A 25,554-nucleotide genomic window follows, 5' to 3' on the forward strand; every position below is an offset into this window, starting at 1 on the left:
ATTAATTTATTTAGCACGTTATAAGATGAAAATATAATTATGATTATAGACCTGTGAAATTTGTACAATTAACTTTTACAATGAGTTAAACTGCGAGTACAGGTTTTTATTCAATTTAAAATAAATAAAACCGTTCTTAAAATCAATTACAGTATTGAATCTTTTTAAAAACTGATTTCCAAAAAATCCCGCCATTTTTTCTGTAGAATCAATTCCTTCTGTGGAGCCGGAAAGGGTAATCGGCAGGTTATAAAGATATTTCTGTGCGAATTTTATAGCGGGGCAAAGGACAACAGGCATTTCATACACAGAGCCATCTGAACCCTGAGCAGTAGCTTTTCCTATAGTTTTCATGGTTTTGGATAAAGCATTGTTTTTTGCAAAAGGAGAAGCTATAGTAAGTGCATCATCCGCACCGCTGTCGAGCCCGAAGAGCCCGGAATATTCTTTACCATTCACAATAATACTGCTTTCTACAGAAGGGTAGTTATCCACCATATGAAGTTTCATTTTCTCATATTCTGCCAGGTCAATGGAAAAATTACTTTCTTCATAAAACCGGATTTCGTTTTTATGGTAATCAACTTCAATGATTTTTCCCTTCATCAGATCTGTTCCGAAAACTCCGTCAAAATTGGCAGAATCATAGGGAATAAGAGTAAATTGAATATCATTTTTCTGGATATTTCCAAACTGTACGGTATTGTGGCTGCTGTATTCCACGATATTTACACCGTTTGACCCCTTGTTTTCAGATTTACCATCAATTTTCAGCGGTACTTTTTTCTTTGAGTTGATATTGATCACAGAACCGTCAGCACCCGTATCGAACAGGAACTTAATGCTGTCGGTTTTATTCACTTTACAATACACATACATGGAATTGTTTTCCAGCGAAAAAGGAATGACTGTTGGTGATTTTTGAGCAGATATTGCGGTACAAAATAGCGATGTCAGAAAAATAAGAATGAGTTTCATGTAAATGGTTTTTAGATGGGCGAAAATAAATGGAATTATCGCTTTCCCAAAGAAATAACAGACCATTAACCCTCCTTTAACCGTTCCTTAACTGTTCTCAATTGCATTATCCCACAACTTCTTTTCATAAAAAAACAGTATCCATTCCGGATACTGTCATTATATTTTTAAGAATTAAATCTTTTAATCTTCTAATCTTCTAATCAACCCTACGGCTCATCACAAGTTCTCTTCAGTTTTGTAAAGATCTTATCAAAATCCTTGTAAGAAGTTTCTTCATCATTACGCTTTTGTCTGAAGCTGCTGTTGGCACAGTTATGAAAACCCAGACCAATCATATCGATCAAAGCATAATCTTCCTTTTGCGGGTCACTCATTTTGGTATTGAATCTTGACATTACCCCCTGTGGATCAGAATTATTTTTGCTTTTAAGCTCAATATAGTTTTTCCAGGCAGCAAACATCTTTTCTCTGTCAGGAGAAGATATAGCGTCAATCTGCTCTCTGCAGGTATTATAATATTTACTGTTTTTAAGGGTGAAAGGATCAGAATACGCGATAATTTCTTCTTTATTCAGCTGGTATTCGTTTTCAAATGATTCCATGACTTCCTCCTGAAGCTTTTTCCATCTTGGAAGATCAATTATTTTAAGGCTGTACAATTCCTTTTTCTTTTCCTCATACTGCTTTTCAAGATCCTGTAAATAAGTTTCTCTGTTTTGACGGATTTCTTCGAGCTGGGAAAGTTTAAAAACAGGTCGGGTATCAAATACAACTCCATTGAATTGGTATAAAAGCTTATTGACTCCGTCTATTTCTTCTTTATTATATTTAGCCGAGTCAAAATACCCTTGATTGTCACAATTAAAAGTCTGATAGCTGTAAGGGGTCAGATTGTTTGCTTTAGCAGGAGTTTTTTGCCCCCATATAGTAATGGATAAGGCCAAAGCAAGCCCAATCATCATTTTTTTCATGCACATAACTTGTTGAAAGAATCCGAATTTTCTGAATTTCTATGCAAAATTAAGGCTTTAAATTCGAAATCTAAAGGATTAAATAGATTTTTTCAATTGATTTTGCAAATTTTATATAGATTTTATACCATTATTCTAAAATTATACAAATTGAAGAAAATAGAATACTAAAAAAAGGGTGAAGAAAACGGAGATTAGGGTAGTTTTTTACTTAGTAATAGTTACTTACCTCAATGAGATTCTGATCCGGATCGCGGAAATAAACCGATTTTATTTTTCCTACAGCTCCGGTTCTGTCTACAATTCCTTCAATGATATCCACATTTTTCTGCTTCAGTTCCTCCATCACATCATCAATGTGGGTGTGAGCAATGAAACAAAGATCCGCAGAACCACAGGTCGGGCTTTCTGCTTTGGGCTCAAATTCATGTCCTTTCTGATGCAGATTGATTTTTTGATTTCCGAAAATCAGAGCTTTTCTGTTGTCTCCAAAAGTGACCTCTTCAAATCCCATTATGTTAGTATAAAATTCAATGGTTTTATCAATGTTGGCCACTGTTAATACAAGATGGTCCAGATTCTTTATTTCCATAATTTACCTTTTATTTTTATTCATAAATATCGATCAAAAGTAAGTTTATTTATAAGCCTGGCATTACTATTGTTGATTGTTTTTTTGGATTTAAAATAATAGATTTACACGAATTAACACAAAACTATGATATATTATTTTTTTCTTTTATGTATTATCGCTGTTTTTGGAGGGATCGCTTATCTGATGATGCGTTTTTTCAGTAGATGGACCCGGAATAATAAATATGAAGAGCTTTTTAATACCTTACTATTTATCGGATCATTTTTTCTGGTATCATTTCTCAGTCTCTATATTTTCTTTTCCACTGTTGATTTTTCCAGGTAAGACTACACTTTTTCTGAGAATTAAATAAGCAATGAAAAGGTTTATAAAAAGGGCTGCCCAGACATTCAAACCATAAAAAAGCTGATAATCATGGTGCTCTTCATTATAAAACAGATTTTTAACGATTCTGAAAGTAATGGCTGTGGTAGTTACTGCATAACTTAGAAACATATAAGTTCTATGCCTGCTGACATTTTGTTTTTTGATAGAAAGTACGGCAGCAACGGTGAAAAAAGCCCAAAGGATATCCTGTATCAGAAATCCTGTAATTCCGATAAGTCCTCCGTTTGAAAAAATTCCCAGTACAAAACATGCCGGAACATTGATGATAAGAATGTTGTAAACATATATTCTACCAATGATTCTATGAAGTTTTCTGTTTTCAACCAAAAAACGATTCGAAAACTGGGTCAGACCAGCCAAAAGGCAAAGTGTGATTGAAAAGATATGAATGTAGAAAAAAGCCATCCAGTACGGATTGCCTACTACCTGCTGCTTAAAAGCAAGAAAGCCAATATTTTTGTCAAGAGAGGTGTACTGCGAAATAGTTTTCAGCATTAGAATACTGAAAATGAAAATTGAAAATAAACCGGTTACCTTAATGATTTTTATTCCTAAAGACTTCATCTTTTCTGATTAAAAGTATTGAATATCTAGTCTTTCAAAACTTCCCTGATCTGATTTTCAAGATCTTCCATATTTTCAAATTTTCTCAGTTCCAGAGTTTTCCCGATGCTTCTCAGTTCTGTAATAATATCAAGAATCAGTTCTAAAGGTTCTGCTTCATACCCAAACAGATTATTGTCAAAATTGGTTCCCACGATGAGCCCGTCACTGTTCATTCCTAAGCACCAGTTTTCCAGGAATTCGTTCAAGGGAATAGAAGAAGCCTCATACTGATTCCATTCGTTTTCTATACACGATTTTGCTCTTGCAGCATCTGACCAGAAACAAATGATCTGTACGGGTTCACCGTCTTCATACTCTATTTCGCTGGAGTAGGAGGTCGCATATCCTTTTTCATCCTTTAAAGCATACACTATTCCTGTCTCACTGATTTTTTTGATAAAGTCTTTATGGCGGTTCTGAACCGTAATATGGTCTTGAAGCATTATTTTTAATTATAAATGATTAGTTATGAATGATGAATTGGCTGTTGTATTGTTGAATGCTAAGTGTTATATTATATTTTATGAAATTTCACTGCTGTTGATATGAATAATTTGGGGATTTTGACCATCTGAATCTCTTTTAGATCTACCGTAAAGTCCTATTTCAAGATCATTTGGGGATTCATTGTCCAGTTCGGAAGGATGTACATACGTATACATACCATATCCATGCCCGGACACCAACCATCCTTCAGTAAGGGTTAAATGAATTACATTGAAATCACCGGCAGGACCTCCGGCAGAAACCGGCCCGAATTCTTTCATTAATTGTAATGCTTCCTCTTTTACATTTTCGATAGTACTGATGTCATCAAAAATAATATAAGTGCCATTTTCAAAAAGAACCCAATCCTGAAATTTGGGGTTAATGGCAAGCTTCACATGTTCAATCATCTGTTAATAGTTTAAAATAAGAGTTATAAGTTAATAATTTTATTTAAATATGCAGTGTTCAAGTATTAATTATCATCGATCCATCATCATTGATATCTTATTCCTACAATATCCCTTTGATGCGTAAGTGCTGCAAAAGCATAATTGTTTTAGCATCCTTGATCTCTCCGGTGTCAATCATGCTAAGACTTTGCTCAAAAGGTAATTCCAGAACTTCTATATTTTCTCCTTCTTCTTCCAATCCGCCACCATCATTAATTTTCATTTCATGAGAATATTCTGCAATAAAGAAATAGAGTATTTCTGTCACAGATCCGGGTGACATATAGGCCTCAAATATTTTTTCAACTTTGGAAATTTTATACCCGGTTTCTTCTTCTGTTTCTCTTTTTATGCAGTTTTCCGGATTATCATTGTCCAAAAGTCCTGCACAGGCTTCAATAAGCATTCCCGTAGAGTTTCCGTTGATGTAAGTAGGCAGTCGGAATTGTCTGGTTAAGATCACTGTCTTGGAAGTTTTGTTGTAAAGAAGAATAACAGCACCATTTCCACGGTCATACGCTTCTCTGCTCTGGGTTTCTGTGGTTCCGTCTTTTTTTGAAACGGAATACGTAACTTTATTTAAAGTATACCAATTATCTGAAAGAATTTCTGTGTTTAATAAGGTTATATTAGGATTTTTCATTAGAAATAAATAGGGTGATTTTTTTTAATTGAATATGATGTTCTATTGTACGGTTACTTTTTCAATAAATCTTTTAAAGCCTCAGTAAGATCCGGAAATTTAAAATGAAATCCTGCATCCTGAATTTTCTTTGAGGAAGCTCTTGAACCTTCTAATATAGCGGTAGCCAGTTCTCCAAATATCAGTTTTAAAACAAAACCCGGAATATTAGGCATAAATAAAGGCTTTTCAAGTACTTTTGCGATTTTTTCTGTCAGATCCCGATTGGTAGCATGTTGTGGAGAAACCGCATTATAAGCGCCTTCTGCCGCTGGGGTTTTTAGAGCAAATTCATAGATAGAGCAGATGTCCTCAATATGAATCCACGGCATATACTGTTTGCCGCTTCCTAAGGGTGAGCCAATATAATATTGAATAGGAGGAATCATTTTCTTTAAAGCTCCGTCTTTCTCGGAAAGTACGACAGCAGTCCGTATTTTGACAACTCTTTCAGCCAGATGTTGTTCCTTAAATTCATCAGCTGCTTTTTCCCATAGAACGACCACTTCACTTAAGAAATCATTGCCCCGCGGATCGGTTTCAGTATAAATTTTTTCTGAAGTTTCTGTACCGTAAAAATTGATTCCTGAAGCTGAAATAAAAGATTTGAGCTTTATATTTTTTTTCCTTAAAGTAGTTCTGAGTAACTCCGCTGAATCTACTCTGCTGGAAATCAGTTCTCTTTTTCTTTCCGTTGTCCAGCGTTTTTCTGAAATATTGGCACCCGCAAGATGGATAATATGAGAAACATGATCTAAGGCAGACTCATCCATACTTCCTTTTCTGATGTCCCATTCATAGTCATAATCATGCTTCTTTTTTCGGGTCAGAAACCTGATTTCGTATTCCTTACCTATTTTTTTTGCCAGTTCTTTGGCGATCATGCCACTGGCTCCGGTGATCAGAACAACTTCTTTCATAATATTCTATTTAAGGTGTGTAAGGTTTTATGCCTGGTTTTTTACAATCAGCACAAAGTCTTCTTCCAGAAGTTTATAGCCGTAATCATAAATAAACTTGTATTCAGAACCGTTTTTATAAACTTTCAGGTTGGTGAAATAATCAAAATCAAAACCCAAGCCATCCAGTCTGGCTCTCGTAACTTTTGTTTTACCATCGGTATTGATTTCCATAAGGATGCGGTAGTTTTTGCGGAGTTTGTTGTTCACATTCCGCATCAGATTGCTAGAATCTTTATTCTGCTTATTGTTGTAGGCATTCCGGCAGGCATCGTTGCAGAATTTTTTATCTGACCTTCCGATTATTTTCTCGCCACATTCCAGACAATTCATTGTTTATTTTTTTATTTTGTGAGCATGGGTGTGTCTTTTCTTCAGCAGCTTTTTAAACATGCTGTGAGTAGGATAGCTTCTGTTGGGCGTAATATTATTAAAAAATAAGGCTACAATGAGAAGAATAATACATCCTGAAAGAACAGGAGAGATGACATACCAATATCCTAATTCCGGAATTTTTCCCGTAGAACTTACTGCAATCAGAGCGGTAGCACCACCTGGCGGGTGCAGAGTTTTTGTATACTGCATCAATACAATGGAAAAAGCCACTGCCAAAGGAGCCGAAAGCCAGATGATATCTGGGATGAATTTATAGACTGTAACCCCCACTAATGCTGACAGAACATGCCCGCCTATAAGATTTCTGGGCTGTGCCAGCGGACTCTGAATGGCTCCATATATAAGAACACTTGAAGCTCCAAAAGAACCAATCAGAAATATATTCTCTGTTTCCATTAATGAATGAGATTGGATAAAGGCGATGATCCCAATCCCAAAAAATGCACCCAGAAATGACCAGAAATGCTCTTTGTAATCTACAAGCGTTTCTTTATAGATCACATATTTGGAAACTCTGAACGTTCTTTTTATCGTCTTCTTCATTTAGTCTTCTTTATTTTTTATAATTGATTTTCTACAAAATGCATTCGCTTTTTTCGAAAGTAGAACAAAGATACAGAATTATCCGTTTGTAAATGGATAGAGATCAGAAGGGAATGATAATGATCAGAAAAATAAAGAAGACAATCTTTACAATAATCTTGATGAAAAAAATTACTGACTCATTTTAATTTGATAAATAGCCAGGGTTCCAGATGTTACCGGAGTTTTATTATCCTGAAGATAATTTCCCGCTTTGAAATAAACATATTCCGATTTCCAGCTGTCTCCCAATGTGAAGGTGGTGTTTTTTTGATTAATTTTCACTTGTACATTTAAACCGTCCTGCTGGATATTATACTCAAAAATCTGTCCCAAAGGAATATTTTTTAGAAGGGTAACACGTTCTTCCTTACCGTTAACTTCCTTTTTGAAGCCGGCCTGAATTTCCCCATTATTCCACCATAGTTTTACGGCTTCTGTACCTTTAGAACTTCCATGGATCTGCCCAATGATAATTTTTCCGGATGATGGTTGCTGCCAAACAGACATTTTCACCTGTAAGCTGTGCTTGTTTTCAAAATGCCATTCTTTGATCTGGCGTAATTCTGTTCTGGGATAATGAGAGCCTTTGGTTGCCTGCCCATACGAAGAGCAAAAGAAACGGATGCTTTTGTCCTGAGGAAAGTAATAGAAATTCTCTGAAGAAAAATTGGATACATCAGGACCTTTTATAATGACAATAGAATTATTTTTAGGAAGAGGTAACTGGAGATCAAAACCTCTTAAATCAAATTGGTTTTGAGGAACTTTAGCATAAGAGCTTTTCTGTGCTGGAAAGAAAACAGGGCACAGTAAAAACAACATATATTTTACCATAGTTTTACTAGAATTTTTCATACAAAGTAAATTATATCGAAATAATCTACACGAATTTAGATGTTTTTCTTACATAAGGTTCTACCTATATCATTAATAAAATATTAAAAAGTACTTTATCCGTTTTCTGTAAAAAAGAAAGTCAGAGTAGAAGATGTTCCGCTCTGACTTCAATATTTTCTTTTTGCATATCAGGCATTTTTAAGAATTTGTAAAAAATAAATTAAATAGGGAAAATCCTTTGTAATGCATCTATTTCTAAATGTTTTTTAAATGAGAAAAATATTTTAGGAGACGGGTTTTCATCGTTAAATTTTTTCATTTTAAAATAATAATTAATCTCTATAATCTTATACATCCTGTTTTATATAGAATTCTTTTTATTTTATTTTCCGTTTTCAAACGACTACAAACGGATTTAAATAGTTTATAACCGACTGTGATTTGATAACGTCGCAATCTTTGCAACAGAGATTTGAGAAAAACAGTGAACGTCTCTTATCTGAATTACTAATATTTAAAATCTAAAAGTTATGTCACTAAGAAACAAAGTAACATTAATTGGTTACACAGGTAAAGAAGTTGAAATGGTAAACTTCGACAATGGAAATGTAAAAGCAAGTGTATCCTTAGCAACCAGTGATCACTACACGAATGCTAAAGGAGAAAAAGTAGAAGAAACACAATGGCACAATCTTATCGCATTCGGGAAAACAGCAGAAATTTTTGAAAAATATGTTTCCAAAGGAAAAGAAATTGCCATAGAAGGAAAGCTTACCTACAGATCATATGATGATAAAGATGGGGTGAAGCGGTATATCACAGAAATTCGTGTAGATGAGATCCTATTATTAGGAGGGAAATAATTCTAAAAATACAAATGATGAAAGTAAAAATTTTTAAAATCAGGCTTCCTGAAGAATTTCTCTACAAAGATCAGGGAATGCTGGATAGTTTTCTGGAAGCCCATGAGATTATAAAAGTGGAAACAGCTTTTGTAAGCGAAGAACGGTATTGGTCGGTAATATTGTATTTTGAAGATGTAAAACTGATAAAAAATACGGTAAAAGAACCAAAACCAGTTAAATATTCTGCAGAAAACGACTTTTTGAATGCTGATGAAGAAAAAATCCTGGATGCCCTGAAGCTTTGGAGATCAGAAAAAGCCCGCGAACAGAATCTTCCGACTTATTTCATTGCGAGTAATAAAGAACTGGTGTCTGTAGCGAAGTACAAACCTGCTAAAAGAGAAGAATTGCTTGAGATTAAAGGATTCGGAAAACATAAGATTGAAAATTATGGTGAAGAAATTCTTGAGATTCTTGAAAGCATTTGATTTTTCAGAATAAATAATCATCTTACAACAAAAGCTGTAGCAAATAAATTCTGCAGCTTTTGCTGTTGTGTAAATTTCATTTAGAATATTTTATAAATTCCTACTAAATATAATATATTGTAATAAATCCTATTATCAAAAAATAACGTTATTTTTAGCTTCTAAACAAAAATAACCATGAAAAAACTATTTTTTGCATTTTGCATACTTATTTTAAGTGGCGTCACTCAAGTAGCAATGGCCCAATCAAAAAACACAGAGACCAAAGCTTCTATGTTAAAGGGATTGCGCAGCAAAATTGCTAAAGGAATGATCGAAGACGGTACTTCTAAAGAAAAGTCTGAAAAATTCGCGGATTGTCTTACAAAAGAATTGGGTGAAAAGTTAACGTTGGAAGAGCTTAAAATATTCTATAAGCTTAATAACGTAAAATCTGGACAAGCACCTCCAAAAGAACTTGTGAAGCAGGCTGAAAAGATGGGAATAAATGAGAAAATGAAAACCCTTGGAAAAGATTGCGGATCTATCCTTCAATAGTCATACAATCAAACAGCCTATATTATCAAAAGAAGTAAAGATTATTTCTTCAGCTTCATAATGCTGTGTGAAATTCCTTTCAATTCCTTACTTTTGCATCTATCAAAATGACATACAACAAATGAAGCCAAGTTTAGCAAAAGGGACGAGAGATTTTACAGCACAGGAAGTTTCCAGAAGAAAATATATTATCAATATTTTACAGAATAATTTTGAATTATTCGGATTTCAGCCATTGGAAACACCAAGCTTTGAAAATCTTTCTACATTGACGGGAAAATACGGAGAAGAAGGTGACCGTTTGATCTTTAAGATTTTAAATTCGGGAGATTATACTTCTGAAGTCAATCAGGAAGACTGGGATAATAAAAACCATCAGAAGCTTACTTCTCAAATTTCAGAGAAAGCTCTTCGATATGATCTTACAGTACCCTTTGCAAGATTTGTGGCTATGAATCATGGAAAGTTGACATTTCCATTCAAACGTTCTCAGATTCAGCCTGTATGGAGAGCTGATAAACCGCAGAAGGGAAGATACAGAGAGTTTTATCAGTGTGATGCAGATGTTGTAGGAAGTGAGAGTTTATTGCAGGAAGTAGAGCTGGTTCAGTTGTATCTGAAATCTTTTGCAGATTTGAAAGTTCCGGTAACCATTCATATGAACAACAGAAAGATTCTTTCCGGATTGGCAGAATATGCAGGAATCACAGATAAACTAATTAGCTTCACGGTAGCATTAGATAAACTGGATAAGATCGGAAAAGAAGGAGTTGTAAAAGAACTACTTGCAAGAGAAATTGCTCAGGAATCTATTGATAAACTGGATTTCCTATTCAGTCAGTCTAACGATGCATTGGAAAACCTTCTTCAGCTGAAAGAAAAGTTTGCAGGAAATGAAATCGGTCTGAAAGGAGTAGAAGAACTTGAATATGTTCTTACACAGTCTCTGAACCTTGGTGTGGATATGCAAAACCTTGTATTCAATATTACCTTGGCAAGAGGACTGGATTATTATACAGGAGCTATCTTTGAAGTGAAGGCAGATGAAGTTGCTATGGGATCCATCGGTGGTGGAGGTAGATATGATAATCTTACAGAGGTTTTTGGAGTGAAAAACATTCCGGGAATAGGAATTTCATTCGGATTAGACAGAATTTATCTGGTCATGGAAGAATTGAATCTTTTCCCTGAAGAAGCATCTTCTAAAATAGAATATCTGTTTGCTAATTCTGGAGGTGAGGAAACGACAGAAGCTTTGAAATTGATCATGCAGCTAAGAGCAAAAGGAATCTCAGCTGAATTATATCCTGAAAATGCCAAAATCAATAAGCAATTTACCTACGCAGAAAAGAAAGGAATAAAGAAAGTGGTTTTCCTGGGTGAAGAAGAACTTAAAAATAACACCGTTACTTTTAAAGATCTTGAAGCTGGAGAAAAGAAAACGGTTTCTTTAGAAGAATTCTTAGGGCAATAATACGTTACACATATTAAAAAATAAATCAACCACAGAAGTAATTTTGTGGTTGATTTATTTGATGGATGCTAAGATTTAAATATTTTTGATCTTTAAAATCGGTTTAGAATTTGTAATTTGGATCGATATTATTAAAACAGAGTTAAAAATAAGCTCTGTATTCACTAAAAAAACTTTTAAACATAAAAACCAAATGAACACTATTTGCGCATTGTGTGGAACACCACTTACAGCAACAGATATGCTCGTAGGGAAAAATAAACTTGCAGACGGCGGTTATCTATGTGCCGGATGCTTTACGAAAGCAGTTAATATCAACAGAGACCTCATCAATAATCTGGATCAGTTTTATTTTGCAGAAATTACAGGAATGATTTTGAAAAGCAAAATTGATTCAGGGCAGAGCCAGGGAACATCTCAATATACGGCTGGCAGTCATTATGAATATGATGCCCCTACCAGACTGGATGAAATCAAAGATCAGATTGTAGCTCTTAACGCAAGACTAAGCGTTCTGGCGAATGAAGAGGTTAAAGAATTGCCTACTGTTTTGGACAGAGATGAAAGACTGTTGGCCATTGCGGAAGGCATAGACCTTCAAAGCAATAGAGAAGGAATTATATTTTCAACCCAGAAAAGAGTTGCCTTTATTGATAAAAAATTTCTGGGAGGAGTTGTTAAGAATGAATTTCAAATTCAGGATATTTCTTCTATTGATCATATTGAGAACCTTTTGTATTCAATACTGAAAATCAATACCTATGGAGGTTCTACACAGTTTAAACTGCATAATAAAAATGACGGAAGAGCATTTTCAAATGTCAAAAGTAAAAGCATGAACTATTCCGAAAACGAGTTCAGACCGGATCCAAGCCCATTACATGCATTTTCTCAAACAATTCCGGATTTGGTGCAGGAAAACGTATATAGTACGAATAAGGAAGATTCGGGAACTATCCTTGAACAACTGGAAAAATTAGGTAAGCTCAGAGAAAGTGGAATCTTGACAGATTCAGAGTTCGCAGAACAAAAGAAAAAACTTTTGGATAAATTATAAAAGAAGAAGAAATGAGTAATAATTGTGCATTGTGTAAAGCAGAATTAACATCTATGGATACGCTCTTGGGAGCTAATAAGCTTTCAGACGGCAATGTTTTATGCAATAAGTGTTTGAACAAAACAAGCAATATCAATGAAGAATTGCTGTACAATCTTAATAAATTCAGCATTGATGATATTCATAAAATGCTAAATGCTGAAATAGCAGAGCCCGTTCAGACATTGGCAACTCCAGAACAAAATCTGCCTGCAGCTATAGATTCAGGATCTCGTCAAATTTCAAAAGAGATTTACAAAAGGAGACAGCAGAAAATAAAATATGAACTTGAAAAGCTGAATGCCAACCTTTCTATATTTACCAAAGGAGAAATCAAAGAACTTCCCTTTCTGATTTCAGAAGATGAACAAATAACAGCAATTACAGATGCCCAGTTTGTCAATACACTGGCTGCAGGAATACTGGTGGCGACTTCCAAAAGAATGATCTCTGTTTCAAAAGCAATGTTTGGAGCAGCAACGATCAATGATTATTCTAATGAAGCCATCAAAAGTGTAAGTTTTGTAACGGATCCGAGATCTCCCATCATTAAATTACATCTTGATGAAAGAATCGTAGAGTTTGAATGTTTTATGGATAAAGATGATGCAGAAAACTTCTACGATAAGATAAAATCAATTTATAATGCTCCTCAGGAATCATCTTCAAAACAAATTAATAATACTGTAAATAAAGGCGCTTCATCAGAAGAGATTTTCAACCAGCTTGAAAAATTAGGAAAACTGAGAGAAAACGGAATCTTAACGGATGCCGAATTTGCTGAACAGAAAAAGAAATTATTGGAGCAATTAAAATAAATTTCTAATATCAAATCATGAAGGATAAAGTATCGGCAGAAATAGTAGAAAGTTGGCTTAAGGGATGGTGCTTATCAAGAGAAGTATCTTTTCCTGTTCAATATAAATCCGGATTCAAAGTGATTGTAGGAGATGAAAAACAAAAAGAACGTTTTGTTTTTCCTGAACTTAATGACGATTTTTTCCAACTTGCCCATTCAATTGATACGCCTTGGGTTTATCTGAAAGTATCTACTTCCCCTGATGAATTGATGGGAAAAATTCCTGAAAGATGGCAATTACAGCCCCAGGGATATATGATGACTTGCTTTCAGCCGATGACATTCCCCGAAATCAGTCTTGCAGAAGGATATCACTTAGAATTTTCTGAGTACAATACCACTTTTGTGGTCAGAATTGTAGCTGAGAATGATGAGCAGGCTTCTATAGGCCGTGTTTCTTTGATAGATGATGTTGCTGTTTATGATAGGATTGTTACCGAAATAAATCATCAAAGGAAAGGACTGGCATCTTTTTTATTGAAAGAACTGGAGAAAATAGCTTTATCAAAAGGGTTTTCTAATAATCTTTTGGTCGCTACAGAAGAAGGAAAGCTATTATATGAAAATTTAGGCTGGGAAATATACGCTTTGCATTCCTCAATTGTAATTCCTTGGGAAGAAAAATAAAATATTTAAAAATTTGATTTATGAAAAAAAAATATATACTTCTTTTTACCATAGCATTTCTCAATAGCAATGCTCAGATGATACCACCACCCGCGCCACCCGCTCAACAGGTAGAAGAGTTGAAACCTTCAGATAATATAAAGCTATATGATATCAATGAAATTCCGGATAAAATTTTTGCATGGAATGTTAAAGGACTTGATATAAATTGTGGGCCTAATTTTACAATAATCCCTGGGAAAATAGGAAACCTGAAAGCATTAGAGGGATTTTCATTAAAAGGAGGAGATGTAGCCAAATTACCTAAAGAATTTGGAAACCTTAGAAACTTAAAGTATCTATCTATTAATTCTAATAAGTTTACAGAGATTCAACCCGAAATTCTAAAAATAATAAATTTAGAATTTTTAGATTTTCAAAGCTATAAATTGGACAGTTTTCCTAGTGACCTTGGAAATTTGATTAACTTAAAGCATTTAACAATATCTAAAAGACTTTTTTTTGGAGGGGCAATTACTAATGATAACCAAGTGTTTAAAGAATTGGTTTTACCAGCTTCAATAGGTAAACTCAATAAACTTGAGAAGTTAAATCTTCCATCCAATAGGTTAAAAAAATTACCTGTTGAAATAGGTAATCTTGAAAATTTAAAGGAGCTTGATGTATCAAATAATTTATTGGAAAATCTTCCTTCTTCTGTCTCAAAGCTTAAAAACTTGGAATCTATTTTATTAACAACTAACAGTTTTAAAATTTTTCCTAAAGAATTATATGAAATACCTAATTTGGAAAATATAGACTTGAGTAGGAATAATATTACCTTAATTTCTCCAGGAATACAGAAATTAAAAAAAATAAGGTATTTAAATCTGGCCAATTGTAAACTTTCACAGCAATCATTGTCGGAGATTTATAAATTAGAGAGCTTGGTGACTTTACAACTTGAAGATAATCAGTTAGAGGACATTCCACCAGGAATAGATAAACTGAAAAACTTGGAAGTCCTAACGATCTGGGGAAATAATATCTCTCCGGAAAATATTATAAAAATAAAGAAGATACTGCCTCGTACTTCAGTTGTGGAGAAAAAGCCTTATCAGTAAATATTTTTCAAGAATAAATAAAAAATCCTGGAATCCAAAAATATCACCACATTTGAGGTCAGATTTCTACTTTGTAGATGGATTTTAAAAAGAAATAGTAATTTAGACCCATAAACTAAAACTATGAGTGAAAAATCAAGACTTGACGAAATAAGAGAAGAACTTGAAAAGCTGGATATCAGTCCTACCATATTTGCCAGAAAAGAGATCCGTGAATTGCCTGATATCATCTCAAAAGAGGAAAAAATTGTCTATCTCGTTGAGGGCAGAAATAAAATAAACAATCATCATATCATTTTAGTAGCCACAGACAGAAGAGTGATCTTTGTGGATAAAGAATTCATGTATGGATTGAAGGTAGAAGACTTTTCTTACAGTAAAATCAGTTCAATACAGTATGAAACTTCATTATTGCTGGCTTCTATAGATATTCAGGTTACAGATGACATCGTGGAAATTGATGGAGTAGGAAAGTATCATGCAGAACTTTTTTGTGAAAAGGTAAGACATTTCATGTCCCGTCCTGAAGAATACACTCAGCAAAAATCTGAACCCAGTGTTTTGGACCAGCTGGAACAATTGGGAAGATTAAAAGAAAGCGGAGTTTTGAGTGAAGAAGAATTCAATGATCAGAAGAAAAAATTAATGGAGAAGTTATGATAAAAGAAGTAGTTTTTAGAGCATTAAACTGGAGATGGTATTTTACCTCTTTCATCGCCTTGTTTGTTGGAATTATCTGTTGGCTGCTTATTCTCATTTTGCCAATCAGTAGTTTTACATGGAATTTTTTCTCTGCTGTACCATTTTTAATCGCTTTTATAAGCTTTGTCTTGGGGATTTCGAGAATGTTCAAAAAAGATGAATTTAAAAATGGTCTCTGGCAATGTCTTCTTAGCTTTATGATGTTCTTTGTCATTGGTGGCCTATTTGCTTTTTGTCCGCCCAAAAGCCCTTATAAAGCTTACAACAATGATATCAAGAATCCAAAGAATGCAAAGTTTTCAATGCCTTTAAAACTGTTTTCAGACGAGAAAGAACTTGTTGAGGTTACGCAGCCCGATGTACTTATTTATGATTACTTACAGCCGGGATCTTATAAATACGATGTTTTCCTGAATAAAATAGAAAAAGGGAAGGTGTATTTAAAAGTGTATGATTTCAATACGAACAGGATTCTTTCTGAAAAAGAAATAAAAAAACAATCCATGAGAAATGTCTTTAATCCCAATGATGAGCTGAAAGAGTTTTCGAGTGATGAGAAGGATTTTACAGTGAAAGAAGGAGATTGGGGCGATTATTATGGAAGCAGGGTTGAAGTATGGTTTCAGCCGGAGGATTCTAATCAGCCTGAAAGAAAATTAATAGAAAAAAATTATATTATTCAGGGAAACTAAAACTATTTTAAACTTAAACCATGGAAAATTACTTAGAAATAAACAAAAAATCGTGGAATGCTAAAGTAGAACCGCATTTGAAGTCGGATTTCTACTTTGTAGATGAATTTTTAAAGGGAAGAACCTCACTGAATTCAATAGAACTGGAACTTCTGGGAGATGTAAAAGGAAAGACTATTCTGCATTTGCAGTGCCATTTCGGGCAGGATTCTATTTCACTGTCAAGAATGGGTGCAAAAGTTACCGGGATTGATCTTTCTGACAAAGCGGTTGATACAGCCAGAGACCTTGCACAAAAGTGTGGAACTGATACAGAATTTATCTGTTCGGATGTATATGAACTGCCGAATGTTCTGGATCAGAAATTTGATATCGTGTATACAAGCTATGGTACAATAGGCTGGCTTCCAGATCTTGAAAAATGGGCAGGCGTTATCAATCACTTCCTAAAACCCGGAGGACAGTTTATCATGGCAGAATTTCATCCTGTCGTTTGGATGTTTGATGATGACTTTACAAAAGTTACCTACAACTATTTTAATGAAAAACCGATTGTAGAAACTTATGAAGGAACTTACGCAGATCAGTCTGCAGCTATTGTACAGGAATATGTAATGTGGAATCACTCTTTATCAGAAGTTCTTGACAACCTGATTAAAAAAGATTTGCAACTGAATGCTGTCCAGGAGTTCGACTGGTCGCCCTATCCATGTTTCAGACATGTAGAGGAAGTTGAAAAGGGAAAATGGAGAATTCCACAGTTCGGAAATAAAATACCTCTTGTGTATGCATTAGTAGCACAGAAAAAATAAAAATTTAAAATAAGGTGTTTTTTAACCATTAAGTTTTGATAAGTCTTTAAGAAAATTAAGATGGGTTCCTAACTGTAGTGGTTTAATTAAACTAAAAAGTCATCGTAGTGCTATTACGATGACTTTTTCTATATATGAATGTTAAAAAAAACTGCTCTTTGTTGGTTAGCTGATAGAATCTTCAGCCTTTGTTTTTACTTCGTCCACTTTATCCTGAACTTGGGAAGCAACATCATTGGCTTTGCTTTTAAGATCATTTCCCCATTTGTTAAGATTATCTTTTGCTGTATTAAGTTTATCCTTAACAGCTTGTTGATCTTCAGGGCTTGAGTTCTTATATTTCCAATAAGCTAATGCACCTAAACCTAGTAGAGCTAATAATCCTTTTGTTTTGTTTCCCATGATTTCTATTTTTTTATGTATTAATATTAAAATTTGTTATTACTATTAATGTAAAATACGTGCCAAAAAAATAAATACAATTATAAAAAAATGTTAAATTTAAGAGAAGACTTTGAAATTTTTGCCGTCAAAACTAGCAAAGACCATAGTAGGATAGGAATCCTGATGGTATATATTTCCATCCTTATCAATAGCGATGGCACCTGCAAATCCGTCAATGGTTTTAAGCTCCTCAAAGGTCTTGCTGAAAGCCTGTTCAAGGCTCATTCCATCTGTGACTCTTGTTACGATTTTTGTAGCTGTAGCGTTGCTGACAATATCTTCTCCTACACCAGTACAGCTTACAGCACAGAATGCGTTGGCATAATTTCCTGCCACGGTGGCAGAATCTGAAATCCTTCCGGGAATTTCAAAACCTTTTCCTCCTGTAGAAGTAGCAACGGCAAGTTTTCCGTCATGATCTATTGCTACGCAGCCAACAGTACCTTTTCCGCCGTTTTTAAGCTTAGCTTCATACTCTTTTCTTCTTTGAGGGATTTCCGTGGAGAAATTTTCAAAACCATGTTCATTAGCATAATTCTTCGCGCCTTGTCCACCTAAAACTCTATCATCTTCACTGATCAGATCTTTAGCAACAAAAATAGGATTCTTTACATCCTGAATATTGATCACTCCGCTTAGCTTCTGAGTGTCTCCATTCATAATCGCAGCACTCATGCGGATAACGCCGTCACTTTGAATCTGAGAGCCTATTCCGGCATTGTACAATGGATTGTCTTCCAACAGTGAAACAGCATAAGCCACCGTATCGAAAGCGGAATGAGTTTCAAGATAATCAAAAGCTTTTTGTGCTATTTCTTTTAAAGATTCCTGCTTTGCAGTTTTTACTTCATGGCTTTGGTCACTTTCAGAGAAAAAACCGCCGTGGATAATGATTTTCATAGTAGATATAAGTTTCGTATTCCGGAGTTCCGTATTTATGATAGTCAATAATACGAATCCCGGTTATTAATACAAAGAAAAGATAAGGATTTTATTACTATCCAGCATTAATGAGAGTTCCGAGTTCCGTGATTTCGAGTTTTATAGTATTTTCAAAACCCGGCACCCCGAATCTCAAGATCTCGCATCTCAAAACCCCGCACCCCATACTATTTATCCTGTGGTATTGGATTAAACTGAGAGTTCTCAATAGTTAATGTCTTTGTGGTAAGATCATAATGATCGTTCATCGACATCACATGTACCGTTAAATTATCAATAGAGATTGGCTCTCCAAGGTTGATATTGGTAAGATTGGTATCCTTGATAAATCTTCCGTCTACCAAGATAACAAGACCTGAACCTACAGCTGTCATTACATCATTGTGAATGAAAAGTCCTGTATCTTCTCCAAGCCCGATTCCCAATGTTCTAGGATTGTTAACTACTGCCTGAAAAAGACGCCCGATTCTGCCTCGCTGTACAAAATGCGTATCAATAATTACATTATCTATAAGACCCAATCCCTGGGTTGTTTTGATTTCTCCTTTTAAAAGGGCTTCAGAGCTGCTTCCCTGGTAGATCATATTTTCAGAAGCTGCCGCAGCACCTGCCGAAGTTCCTGAATAAATAAAATCCTGTTCCTGATATTTTAATAAAATGGTATCATGAAATCTCGTCCCTCCCAGAATAGAAGTCAGTCTCAGCTGATCTCCTCCGGTGAACATCATTACATCTGCAGCATTGGCTCTTGCCACCATCGCATCAGAATTGGCCTCTTCACGGTTGTGGATGTCAAGGACATTTACATTTTTAGCACCGAGAAATTCAAATGCTTTTTTATATTCAGAGCCTACGATCTGAGGAATTTGAGAAGCGGTGGTAACGATTTCAATGACAGAATCTTCTTTATTTTTTGATTCGTTGATGATCTTTCGTAAGATCCCACGCTCAAAAAAATTAAGATTCTTTTCTATATTCTGATCATAATCGGTTTCAGCAAAACTTCCTTTGTTTACAGCTCCTCCAATAACTATTAATTTTCCAACAGGTTTCATCATGGTACAAAATTAAAAAATAATTAACATTCTTTCGCGAATTTTGTGCCATCTTTAGTTGATTTTTAATGATTTAGAAATATTAATAGAAATTAATATTTTTTTAATAAATCTTTAATTTACCTATGGTTTCATTTAGGCTTTTACATTATCTTTGGCTATGAAAGGAGTTATTGTTAACTGTTAAAATGCCAATAGACTATGAAAATCGAAAAGATTCAGGCACTACGTGGTCCTAACATCTGGAGCATCAGAAGAAAGAAGCTGATACAGATGAGGTTGGACTTAGAAGAAATGGAGGATTATCCTACCAATAAAATAGAAGGTTTCCGCGAAAGGATTGAAAAATTAATTCCTTCATTGATTACCCATCGATGCTCGGAAGGAGTAGAGGGAGGCTTTTTCCATAGAGTGGAAACAGGAACCTGGATGGGGCATGTCATTGAGCATATTGCTTTGGAAATACAAACCCTTGCAGGAATGGATGTGGGGTTTGGAAGAACCCGTGAAACAAAAACTCCGGGAGTGTATAATGTGGTATTCAATTATATTGAAGAAAATGCCGGGATTTATGCCGCGGAAGAATCCGTGAAAATTGCAGGAGCTATTATAGAAGGGAAAGAGTATGATATGCATGCATGCATTCACCGATTAAAAGAGATCAGAGAACGTGTCCGCCTGGGACCATCTACAGGAAGTATTGTGGAGGAAGCTGCTTCCAGAAAAATCCCATGGATCAGGCTAGGAACAAATTCCCTGGTACAATTAGGGTATGGGGTAAATCAACAGAGATTTCAAGCTACTATTACCGGAAAGACAAGTTCTATTGCTGTGGATATCGCATGTAATAAAGAACTGACCAAAAGAATGCTTCATGATGCAGCGATTCCGGTTCCGATTGGAGATTTGATAGTTGATGAAGAAGGTTTGAATGCTGTAATCCGGAAAATAGAATATCCCATTGTTTTGAAACCTTTGGATGGAAATCACGGGAAAGGGTCATCCATTAATGTGAATGATTGGGAAGCTGCTAAAATAGGTCTGGAACATGCTCAGAAATATTCCAGAAAAGTAATAGTTGAGAAATACATCACAGGCTATGATTTCCGTATACTGGTCATCAATAATAAAATGGTGGCAGCGGCAAGAAGAGTTCCTGCCCATGTTGTAGGAGATGGTGAGCTTAATCTTCATCAGCTTATTGAAAAAGAAAATAAAGACCCAAGAAGAGGGTATGGTCATGAAAATGTCCTTACCGAAATTGAGGTAGATAAAGATACATTGGAGCTGCTTGAGAAGCTGCACTACACACTGGAAACGATTCCTCAGAGAGGAGAAGTGGTTTATCTGAAATCAACAGCCAATCTTTCAACGGGGGGAACATCCATTGATGTAACAGATATGGTACACCCGGAAAATATCACCATGGCTGAAAGGGTCTCCAAAATTATCGGTCTGGATGTCTGTGGTATTGATGTGATGGCAGAGAATCTTACACAACCCCTGAAAGAGAGTGGTGGAGCGATCATAGAAGTGAACGCAGCACCGGGATTCAGAATGCACCTGGCTCCAAGCGAAGGATTACCAAGAAATGTAGCGGCTCCGGTAGTGGATATGCTTTACCCGCAAGGAAAACCCTTTACCATTCCAATCATTGCGGTGACAGGAACTAATGGTAAAACTACTACTACAAGGCTTATTTCACATATTGTAAAAAGCAACGGCTATAGAGTAGGATTCACGACTTCAGATGGGATCTATATCCAAAATACGATGCTGACAAAAGGGGATACTACAGGGCCTATTTCTGCAGAATTTATTTTAAAAGACCCTACGGTAGAATTTGCGGTTCTGGAAACTGCCAGAGGAGGTATTTTACGTTCCGGACTTGGTTTTTCACAATGTGATATCGGAGTTCTTACCAACATTGAAGAAGATCATTTGGGAATGAATGATATTCACAATTTAAAAGATCTTACCAAAGTAAAAAGGGTCGTGCTGGATAGCGTAAAGAAAAGCGGCTGGAGTGTGCTGAATGCAGACAGCGAATATTCTATGAGGATCATCAATGATCTTGATTCTAATGTTGCGATCTTCAGTATGGATGAAAATAATCCTCATATCATAAAATTTGCAAAAGAAGGAAAAATCACATGTGTATATGAAGAAGGTTTTGTCACCATTAAAAAAGGAGACTGGAAGATCAGAATAGGAAAAGCCAAAGATTTCCCGATTACAATGGAAGGGAAGGCAAAATTCATGATTGAAAATGTCCTGGCGGCCAGCTTGGCGAGCTACCTTTATGGTTTTGGAATCGAAGATATTTCCAATTCTCTGAGAACCTTTATCCCAAGTGCTCAGCTTACTCCGGGAAGACTGAATGTTTTTAAATTCAAAAACTTTAAAGTTCTGATCGACTTTGCTCATAATCCTTCAGGATACGAAGCCATTGAAGATTATCTTAAAAATGTAGAGTCTACGAAGAAAATCGGTATTATTTCCGGTGTTGGAGACAGAAGAGACAGCGATATCAGAGAATGCGGAAAGATAGCAGGAAGAATGTTTGATCATATCATCATCCGAAACGAAAAACATCTTCGTGGAAGAACCGAAGAGGAAATCAATGGATTGATTATTGAAGGAATGCAGTCTGCAGGAAAAGATGTAAGCTATGAGATTATCCCAAAAGAAATAGAGGCATTAAAACATGCTATGGGAATGGCAGAAGAAGGAACGTTTATTACAGCGCTGAGTGATGTCATCTCTAATGCAATTGATCTGGTACAGGAATATCAGGCAAGAGAATTATTGGAAGACGATAAAAACGTGTAAATAAATCTTTATAAACTTATTAAAATTGCAATACGGAACCAATAAAACGTATTGCAATTTTTTTTGCTCCTGGAACATGGTAGATGATTGGAAGATAGTTTTCTAATAGTTGAATATCAATTGTAAACACATTTAATTTTTTTTAAAGTGAAAAAATAAAAATTATTAACTTGCCATACGATCGGTTTTTATGAAAAAGGCACTATTTATTTTCTTTCTTTATATTTCTATACAGTCTTATTCTCAAAACTATACTCCGGAAAAGCTGGATAGTATTACGAGTATCTATAAGAATAAAGGAGAGTATAAGAAGGTCTTTCAATACAATATAGCCGCACTTCAGTATTATAAAAAACATGATAACCCCGAGGGAGAGGCTTTAGCTAATATTAATATTGCCAATGCCCTTTCTACATTTGATGAGCACCAGAAAAGTCTGCATTATCTGGAGGAAGCGAAAGAACAGCTTAAATTGGTTAATAATAATGGACTGAATGCCAGATTGTGTAATGAAATTGCAAGGAACTATGCTTTTTTAGGCCTTTATAACCAAGCTAATATTCAGCTGAATAAATCTATAGAATATCTTAAACATGCCCCTGATACAAAAGAGAACAGAAATTCTTTATTTTTTGTTTATATCTGGAAGTGGTCCAATTTTGAGGATTTAAAGCTCCCGGATTCCATTAACGCCATGCGGGAAAAAGGATTAAAAGATTTTCCTAACGAACCTAAGATTTATGTAAGAATTGCAGAACAGTTTTTATCCAGAAAACAACATCTTGATTCTGTGGAATATTACCTGAATAAGGCTTCTGTACTAGCCGTAGAAAATAGCAGCTCACTCCATGCTTACGGAGCTATTGCAACAAGACGTGGAAATCTGTACACACTGAAAAAAGATTATCCAAAGGCACTCGAGTATTATCAGGAATCTTTACCCATTTATCTGAAAATAAATCGTGGTGCAGATATTATAGATACTTATAAAAAGATCTATCAAACTTATCTGGCTTTACATGATATTCCAAAAGCAAATGAATATCTGGTGAAATATACCCAACTCAATGACAGCATCCAATCCGGAGAAAGAAAAGCCGTTGCTTCGGTCGTTAATAATCTTGCCATTGAACAGGAGAAAGAGAGAAATAATCTCTACATCATTATTGTTGCTATTGCTGGTATTGCTATTGTATCTATTGCCGCAATATTTATGATTCGGAAACGGAATAAAAAAAGGGATCAGCTGCTTGAAGAACAGAAGAAACTCATCGGCGAAAAAATAATTGAAACGGATCAACTGAAAAAGAAAGTAGATACTTCCATTAATGAATTGTCTAAAATGGCTACGTCCAATAACCCTTTTTTCATAAGCAAGTTTAAAGAAGTGTATCCGGAATTTCATAAAAAACTGACTTCAAACTATCCTGAGCTTACCAATCATGATATAAAATTTATCGCTTATGTAAGGCTTAATCTGACCAATAAAGAAATTGGCCAATGCGGAAATGTAACAGTAAGAGCGGTGGAAACCAAGAAATACAGACTTAAAAAGAAACTCGAATTACCCGCTGATATGGACTTAGGAACCTGGGTTTTAGGATTATAATTTAAATAAAAATGTCTCAGGTATTTCTGAGACATTTCATTGTGATTGATTATAATTTTTCAGACTTTTCTAAATAAGATAAGAGTTTATAAGCAATAGTAATCCTTTCAGAATTGGGATAGTTTTTATTGGCAAGAATTACGACACCAATTTTTTTCGAAGGAACATACATTACATAAGCTCCAAAACCGTTTGTAGCCCCTGTTTTATTAATCAATACACCTGTTGTCGGTTTCTGATGAGGAAGAATTTCCTTCACGGGGTTGGGCTTAAAGGCCATATCCGCTGAATTTCCTTTTTGAAGCTGTTCCAGTGTTACCGGATAATTATATTGCTCCCAGATAAGATCCTGTGTCATTTCTGAGGTGTTAAAGTAGCCGGTATGAGTATTCATTATTGCGGCAGATAATTTACGGTCAATGTTCCCCATTCCCATGTTGGCATCCACAAACGTAATCATATCCTGTGTACATGATTTCACGCCATAAGCTTCGTCTGCCAAAACTCCTGGGTTTACGCGGATCGGTTCATCATTTTTACTATAACCGAATGCATATTGGCTCATATTTTCAGCGGGTACTTCATAAAATGTATTATTTAACCCAATTTTAGCAAAGACATTTTCAGTCATTGCTTTTGTGAAAGGTTGGTTCATCGTTTTCCCTGCAATAACCCCTAGCAGGCCAATGCTTGGATTGGTGTACATCCTTTGAGTACCTGCAGGATAATCAGGCTTCCATGTTTGATAATAATGAATGAGTTGTTCATTGTTAGTGATCTCCTCAGGCAGTTGCAGTGTAAATCCTCCTGCAGTATGTGTTCCCAGATTATAAAGCTTTATTTGGTCAAATGCTGTATTTTTCAGTTCAGGCATGTATTTGCTCACCGGGTCAGATAAGTTAAGCGTTCCATTAATTTGTGATAAACTGGCTAAGGTAGCTGTGAAAGTTTTGCTTACAGAACCCAGTTCAAATAACGTTTTATTGGTAACTTCTATCTGGTCTGCTTTTGAAGCCAATCCGTAATTGAAAAAAGTATGTTTTCCATCTATCGTTATGGCGATACTTAACCCCGGAATTTTATTTTTCTCCATCACAGGTTTTACCAAAGCATCTACATAATTATTAAGATCTGATCCATTCTCTTTCTTGGGATTGTTACAGCTTGACAAAAAAGATAAGCATAATACCGCAGCAGATATGTTTTTTAAACTTCGCATAATTTTAAGATTTTATTATTGAATTTTTTACTATTATTTACAATGAGAAATTTTCGAAAACTTTAAGCGAAAGTAAAAGAAATTTGGTGATGTTGCTGTACTACAATTGTACTACAATGATTTAAGTTGTTTAAAATCAAAAGAATGCGTTTTGTCTGGTAGAGCTTTTGAAATGTGAACAAATCAGTATGAATAGATTTTTCGGTGGGATTTTAATAAAATAGATAGGGAGATTCCTTAAAGATAATAAAGAGCTATAACAATAAAACCTCCGAAATATC

The 25,554-nt window shown here is 35.0% G+C and carries 28 protein-coding genes; 13 read left to right on the forward strand and 15 right to left on the reverse strand.

The genetic code is table 11. From position 1 onward, the window contains the following. Positions 1 to 75: 75 nt before the first annotated feature. From C1634_RS13330 to C1634_RS13380, 11 genes are all read right to left on the reverse strand, one after another. Entirely contained in the window at positions 76 to 978 is a 903-nt protein-coding gene (locus tag C1634_RS13330; protein WP_103235103.1) for a retropepsin-like aspartic protease, read from the reverse strand. Positions 979 to 1,187: 209 nt separating this feature from the next. Next, complete coding sequence (locus C1634_RS13335) at positions 1,188 to 1,952, reverse strand: hypothetical protein (RefSeq protein ID WP_103235102.1); 765 nt, start codon at positions 1,950 to 1,952, stop codon at positions 1,188 to 1,190. Positions 1,953 to 2,163: 211 nt separating this feature from the next. Beyond that, positions 2,164 to 2,544 carry a VOC family protein gene (locus C1634_RS13340; RefSeq protein ID WP_103235101.1) on the reverse strand — a complete coding sequence of 127 codons (381 nt, stop codon included), beginning with the start codon at positions 2,542 to 2,544 and terminating at the stop codon, positions 2,164 to 2,166. A 276-nt stretch (positions 2,545 to 2,820) separates the two neighbouring features. Further along, positions 2,821 to 3,498: a DUF2306 domain-containing protein gene (locus tag C1634_RS13345; RefSeq protein ID WP_109738571.1), complete on the reverse strand. Its 678-nt coding sequence runs from the start codon at positions 3,496 to 3,498 to the stop codon at positions 2,821 to 2,823. 26 nt (positions 3,499 to 3,524) lie between these two features. Further along, positions 3,525 to 3,983 (reverse strand): DUF2750 domain-containing protein, encoded by a 459-nt coding sequence (locus tag C1634_RS13350; protein WP_109738572.1) that lies wholly within the window; start codon positions 3,981 to 3,983, stop codon positions 3,525 to 3,527. A gap of 78 nt (positions 3,984 to 4,061) precedes the next feature. After that, positions 4,062 to 4,436 (reverse strand): hypothetical protein, encoded by a 375-nt coding sequence (locus C1634_RS13355; RefSeq protein WP_202980633.1) that lies wholly within the window; start codon positions 4,434 to 4,436, stop codon positions 4,062 to 4,064. 103 nt (positions 4,437 to 4,539) lie between these two features. Further along, positions 4,540 to 5,121: a GDP-mannose pyrophosphatase NudK gene (gene nudK, locus C1634_RS13360; protein WP_103233511.1), complete on the reverse strand. Its 582-nt coding sequence runs from the start codon at positions 5,119 to 5,121 to the stop codon at positions 4,540 to 4,542. Between the two features lie 53 nt (positions 5,122 to 5,174). Beyond that, the gene (locus C1634_RS13365) at positions 5,175 to 6,080 is read right to left on the reverse strand and encodes a TIGR01777 family oxidoreductase (protein ID WP_109738573.1); all 906 of its coding nucleotides are present in this window, start codon (positions 6,078 to 6,080) and stop codon (positions 5,175 to 5,177) included. Between the two features lie 27 nt (positions 6,081 to 6,107). Further along, positions 6,108 to 6,452 (reverse strand): hypothetical protein, encoded by a 345-nt coding sequence (locus tag C1634_RS13370; RefSeq protein WP_103233509.1) that lies wholly within the window; start codon positions 6,450 to 6,452, stop codon positions 6,108 to 6,110. 3 nt (positions 6,453 to 6,455) lie between these two features. Then, positions 6,456 to 7,058, reverse strand: coding sequence for an HPP family protein (locus C1634_RS13375; RefSeq protein WP_103233508.1), 603 nt, complete (start codon positions 7,056 to 7,058; stop codon positions 6,456 to 6,458). 171 nt (positions 7,059 to 7,229) lie between these two features. Then, a complete protein-coding gene (locus tag C1634_RS13380; protein WP_103233507.1) occupies positions 7,230 to 7,955 on the reverse strand; it encodes a polysaccharide lyase family 7 protein in 726 nt (241 codons plus the stop codon). Positions 7,956 to 8,467: 512 nt separating this feature from the next. Here C1634_RS13380 and C1634_RS13385 point away from each other — a divergent pair. The 11 genes from C1634_RS13385 (at position 8,468) to C1634_RS13435 (ending at position 17,172) form a co-directional block, all read left to right on the forward strand. Then, entirely contained in the window at positions 8,468 to 8,800 is a 333-nt protein-coding gene (locus C1634_RS13385) for a single-stranded DNA-binding protein (RefSeq protein WP_047374319.1), read from the forward strand. 14 nt (positions 8,801 to 8,814) lie between these two features. After that, positions 8,815 to 9,270 carry an HRDC domain-containing protein gene (locus tag C1634_RS13390; RefSeq protein WP_228410072.1) on the forward strand — a complete coding sequence of 152 codons (456 nt, stop codon included), beginning with the start codon at positions 8,815 to 8,817 and terminating at the stop codon, positions 9,268 to 9,270. Positions 9,271 to 9,447: 177 nt separating this feature from the next. Continuing rightward, positions 9,448 to 9,807: a hypothetical protein gene (locus tag C1634_RS13395; protein WP_103233506.1), complete on the forward strand. Its 360-nt coding sequence runs from the start codon at positions 9,448 to 9,450 to the stop codon at positions 9,805 to 9,807. Between the two features lie 121 nt (positions 9,808 to 9,928). Continuing rightward, positions 9,929 to 11,281: a histidine--tRNA ligase gene (gene hisS / locus C1634_RS13400; protein ID WP_103233505.1), complete on the forward strand. Its 1,353-nt coding sequence runs from the start codon at positions 9,929 to 9,931 to the stop codon at positions 11,279 to 11,281. Positions 11,282 to 11,474: 193 nt separating this feature from the next. Then, the gene (locus tag C1634_RS13405) at positions 11,475 to 12,338 is read left to right on the forward strand and encodes an SHOCT domain-containing protein (protein WP_123921447.1); all 864 of its coding nucleotides are present in this window, start codon (positions 11,475 to 11,477) and stop codon (positions 12,336 to 12,338) included. 11 nt (positions 12,339 to 12,349) lie between these two features. Then, positions 12,350 to 13,195, forward strand: a complete 846-nt coding sequence (locus C1634_RS13410; RefSeq protein ID WP_109738577.1) for a PH domain-containing protein — start codon at positions 12,350 to 12,352, stop codon at positions 13,193 to 13,195. Between the two features lie 17 nt (positions 13,196 to 13,212). Then, positions 13,213 to 13,863, forward strand: a complete 651-nt coding sequence (locus tag C1634_RS13415) for a GNAT family N-acetyltransferase (protein WP_103233502.1) — start codon at positions 13,213 to 13,215, stop codon at positions 13,861 to 13,863. Between the two features lie 20 nt (positions 13,864 to 13,883). Continuing rightward, complete coding sequence (locus tag C1634_RS13420) at positions 13,884 to 14,966, forward strand: leucine-rich repeat domain-containing protein (protein WP_109738578.1); 1,083 nt, start codon at positions 13,884 to 13,886, stop codon at positions 14,964 to 14,966. A 123-nt stretch (positions 14,967 to 15,089) separates the two neighbouring features. After that, positions 15,090 to 15,626, forward strand: coding sequence for a PH domain-containing protein (locus C1634_RS13425; RefSeq protein WP_103233513.1), 537 nt, complete (start codon positions 15,090 to 15,092; stop codon positions 15,624 to 15,626). Beyond that, entirely contained in the window at positions 15,623 to 16,360 is a 738-nt protein-coding gene (locus C1634_RS13430; RefSeq protein WP_123921449.1) for a hypothetical protein, read from the forward strand. The genes C1634_RS13425 and C1634_RS13430 overlap by 4 nt, the downstream gene beginning before the upstream one ends. Positions 16,361 to 16,380: 20 nt before the next feature. Continuing rightward, a complete protein-coding gene (locus C1634_RS13435) occupies positions 16,381 to 17,172 on the forward strand; it encodes a class I SAM-dependent methyltransferase (protein ID WP_109738579.1) in 792 nt (263 codons plus the stop codon). Positions 17,173 to 17,337: 165 nt separating this feature from the next. Here C1634_RS13435 and C1634_RS13440 read toward each other — a convergent pair whose 3' ends face one another. From C1634_RS13440 to C1634_RS13450, 3 genes are all read right to left on the reverse strand, one after another. Then, a complete protein-coding gene (locus C1634_RS13440; RefSeq protein WP_109738580.1) occupies positions 17,338 to 17,574 on the reverse strand; it encodes a YtxH domain-containing protein in 237 nt (78 codons plus the stop codon). 99 nt (positions 17,575 to 17,673) lie between these two features. Then, a complete protein-coding gene (locus C1634_RS13445) occupies positions 17,674 to 18,516 on the reverse strand; it encodes an isoaspartyl peptidase/L-asparaginase (RefSeq protein WP_103234846.1) in 843 nt (280 codons plus the stop codon). Positions 18,517 to 18,725: 209 nt separating this feature from the next. Next, positions 18,726 to 19,613: a cyanophycinase gene (locus C1634_RS13450; RefSeq protein WP_103234845.1), complete on the reverse strand. Its 888-nt coding sequence runs from the start codon at positions 19,611 to 19,613 to the stop codon at positions 18,726 to 18,728. A 201-nt stretch (positions 19,614 to 19,814) separates the two neighbouring features. Here C1634_RS13450 and cphA point away from each other — a divergent pair, with 201 nt between their 5' ends. Beyond that, positions 19,815 to 22,445, forward strand: coding sequence for a cyanophycin synthetase (gene cphA / locus C1634_RS13455; RefSeq protein WP_109738581.1), 2,631 nt, complete (start codon positions 19,815 to 19,817; stop codon positions 22,443 to 22,445). A gap of 190 nt (positions 22,446 to 22,635) precedes the next feature. Beyond that, positions 22,636 to 24,054 carry a tetratricopeptide repeat protein gene (locus tag C1634_RS13460; RefSeq protein WP_103234843.1) on the forward strand — a complete coding sequence of 473 codons (1,419 nt, stop codon included), beginning with the start codon at positions 22,636 to 22,638 and terminating at the stop codon, positions 24,052 to 24,054. A gap of 49 nt (positions 24,055 to 24,103) precedes the next feature. On the opposite strand, the gene ampC is transcribed toward C1634_RS13460, so the two are convergent. Then, complete coding sequence (gene ampC / locus C1634_RS13465) at positions 24,104 to 25,273, reverse strand: class C beta-lactamase (protein WP_109738582.1); 1,170 nt, start codon at positions 25,271 to 25,273, stop codon at positions 24,104 to 24,106. Positions 25,274 to 25,554: the final 281 nt, after the last annotated feature.

The sequence above is a fragment of the Chryseobacterium viscerum genome (genome assembly GCF_002899945.2).
Lineage (GTDB): Bacteria > Bacteroidota > Bacteroidia > Flavobacteriales > Weeksellaceae > Chryseobacterium > Chryseobacterium viscerum.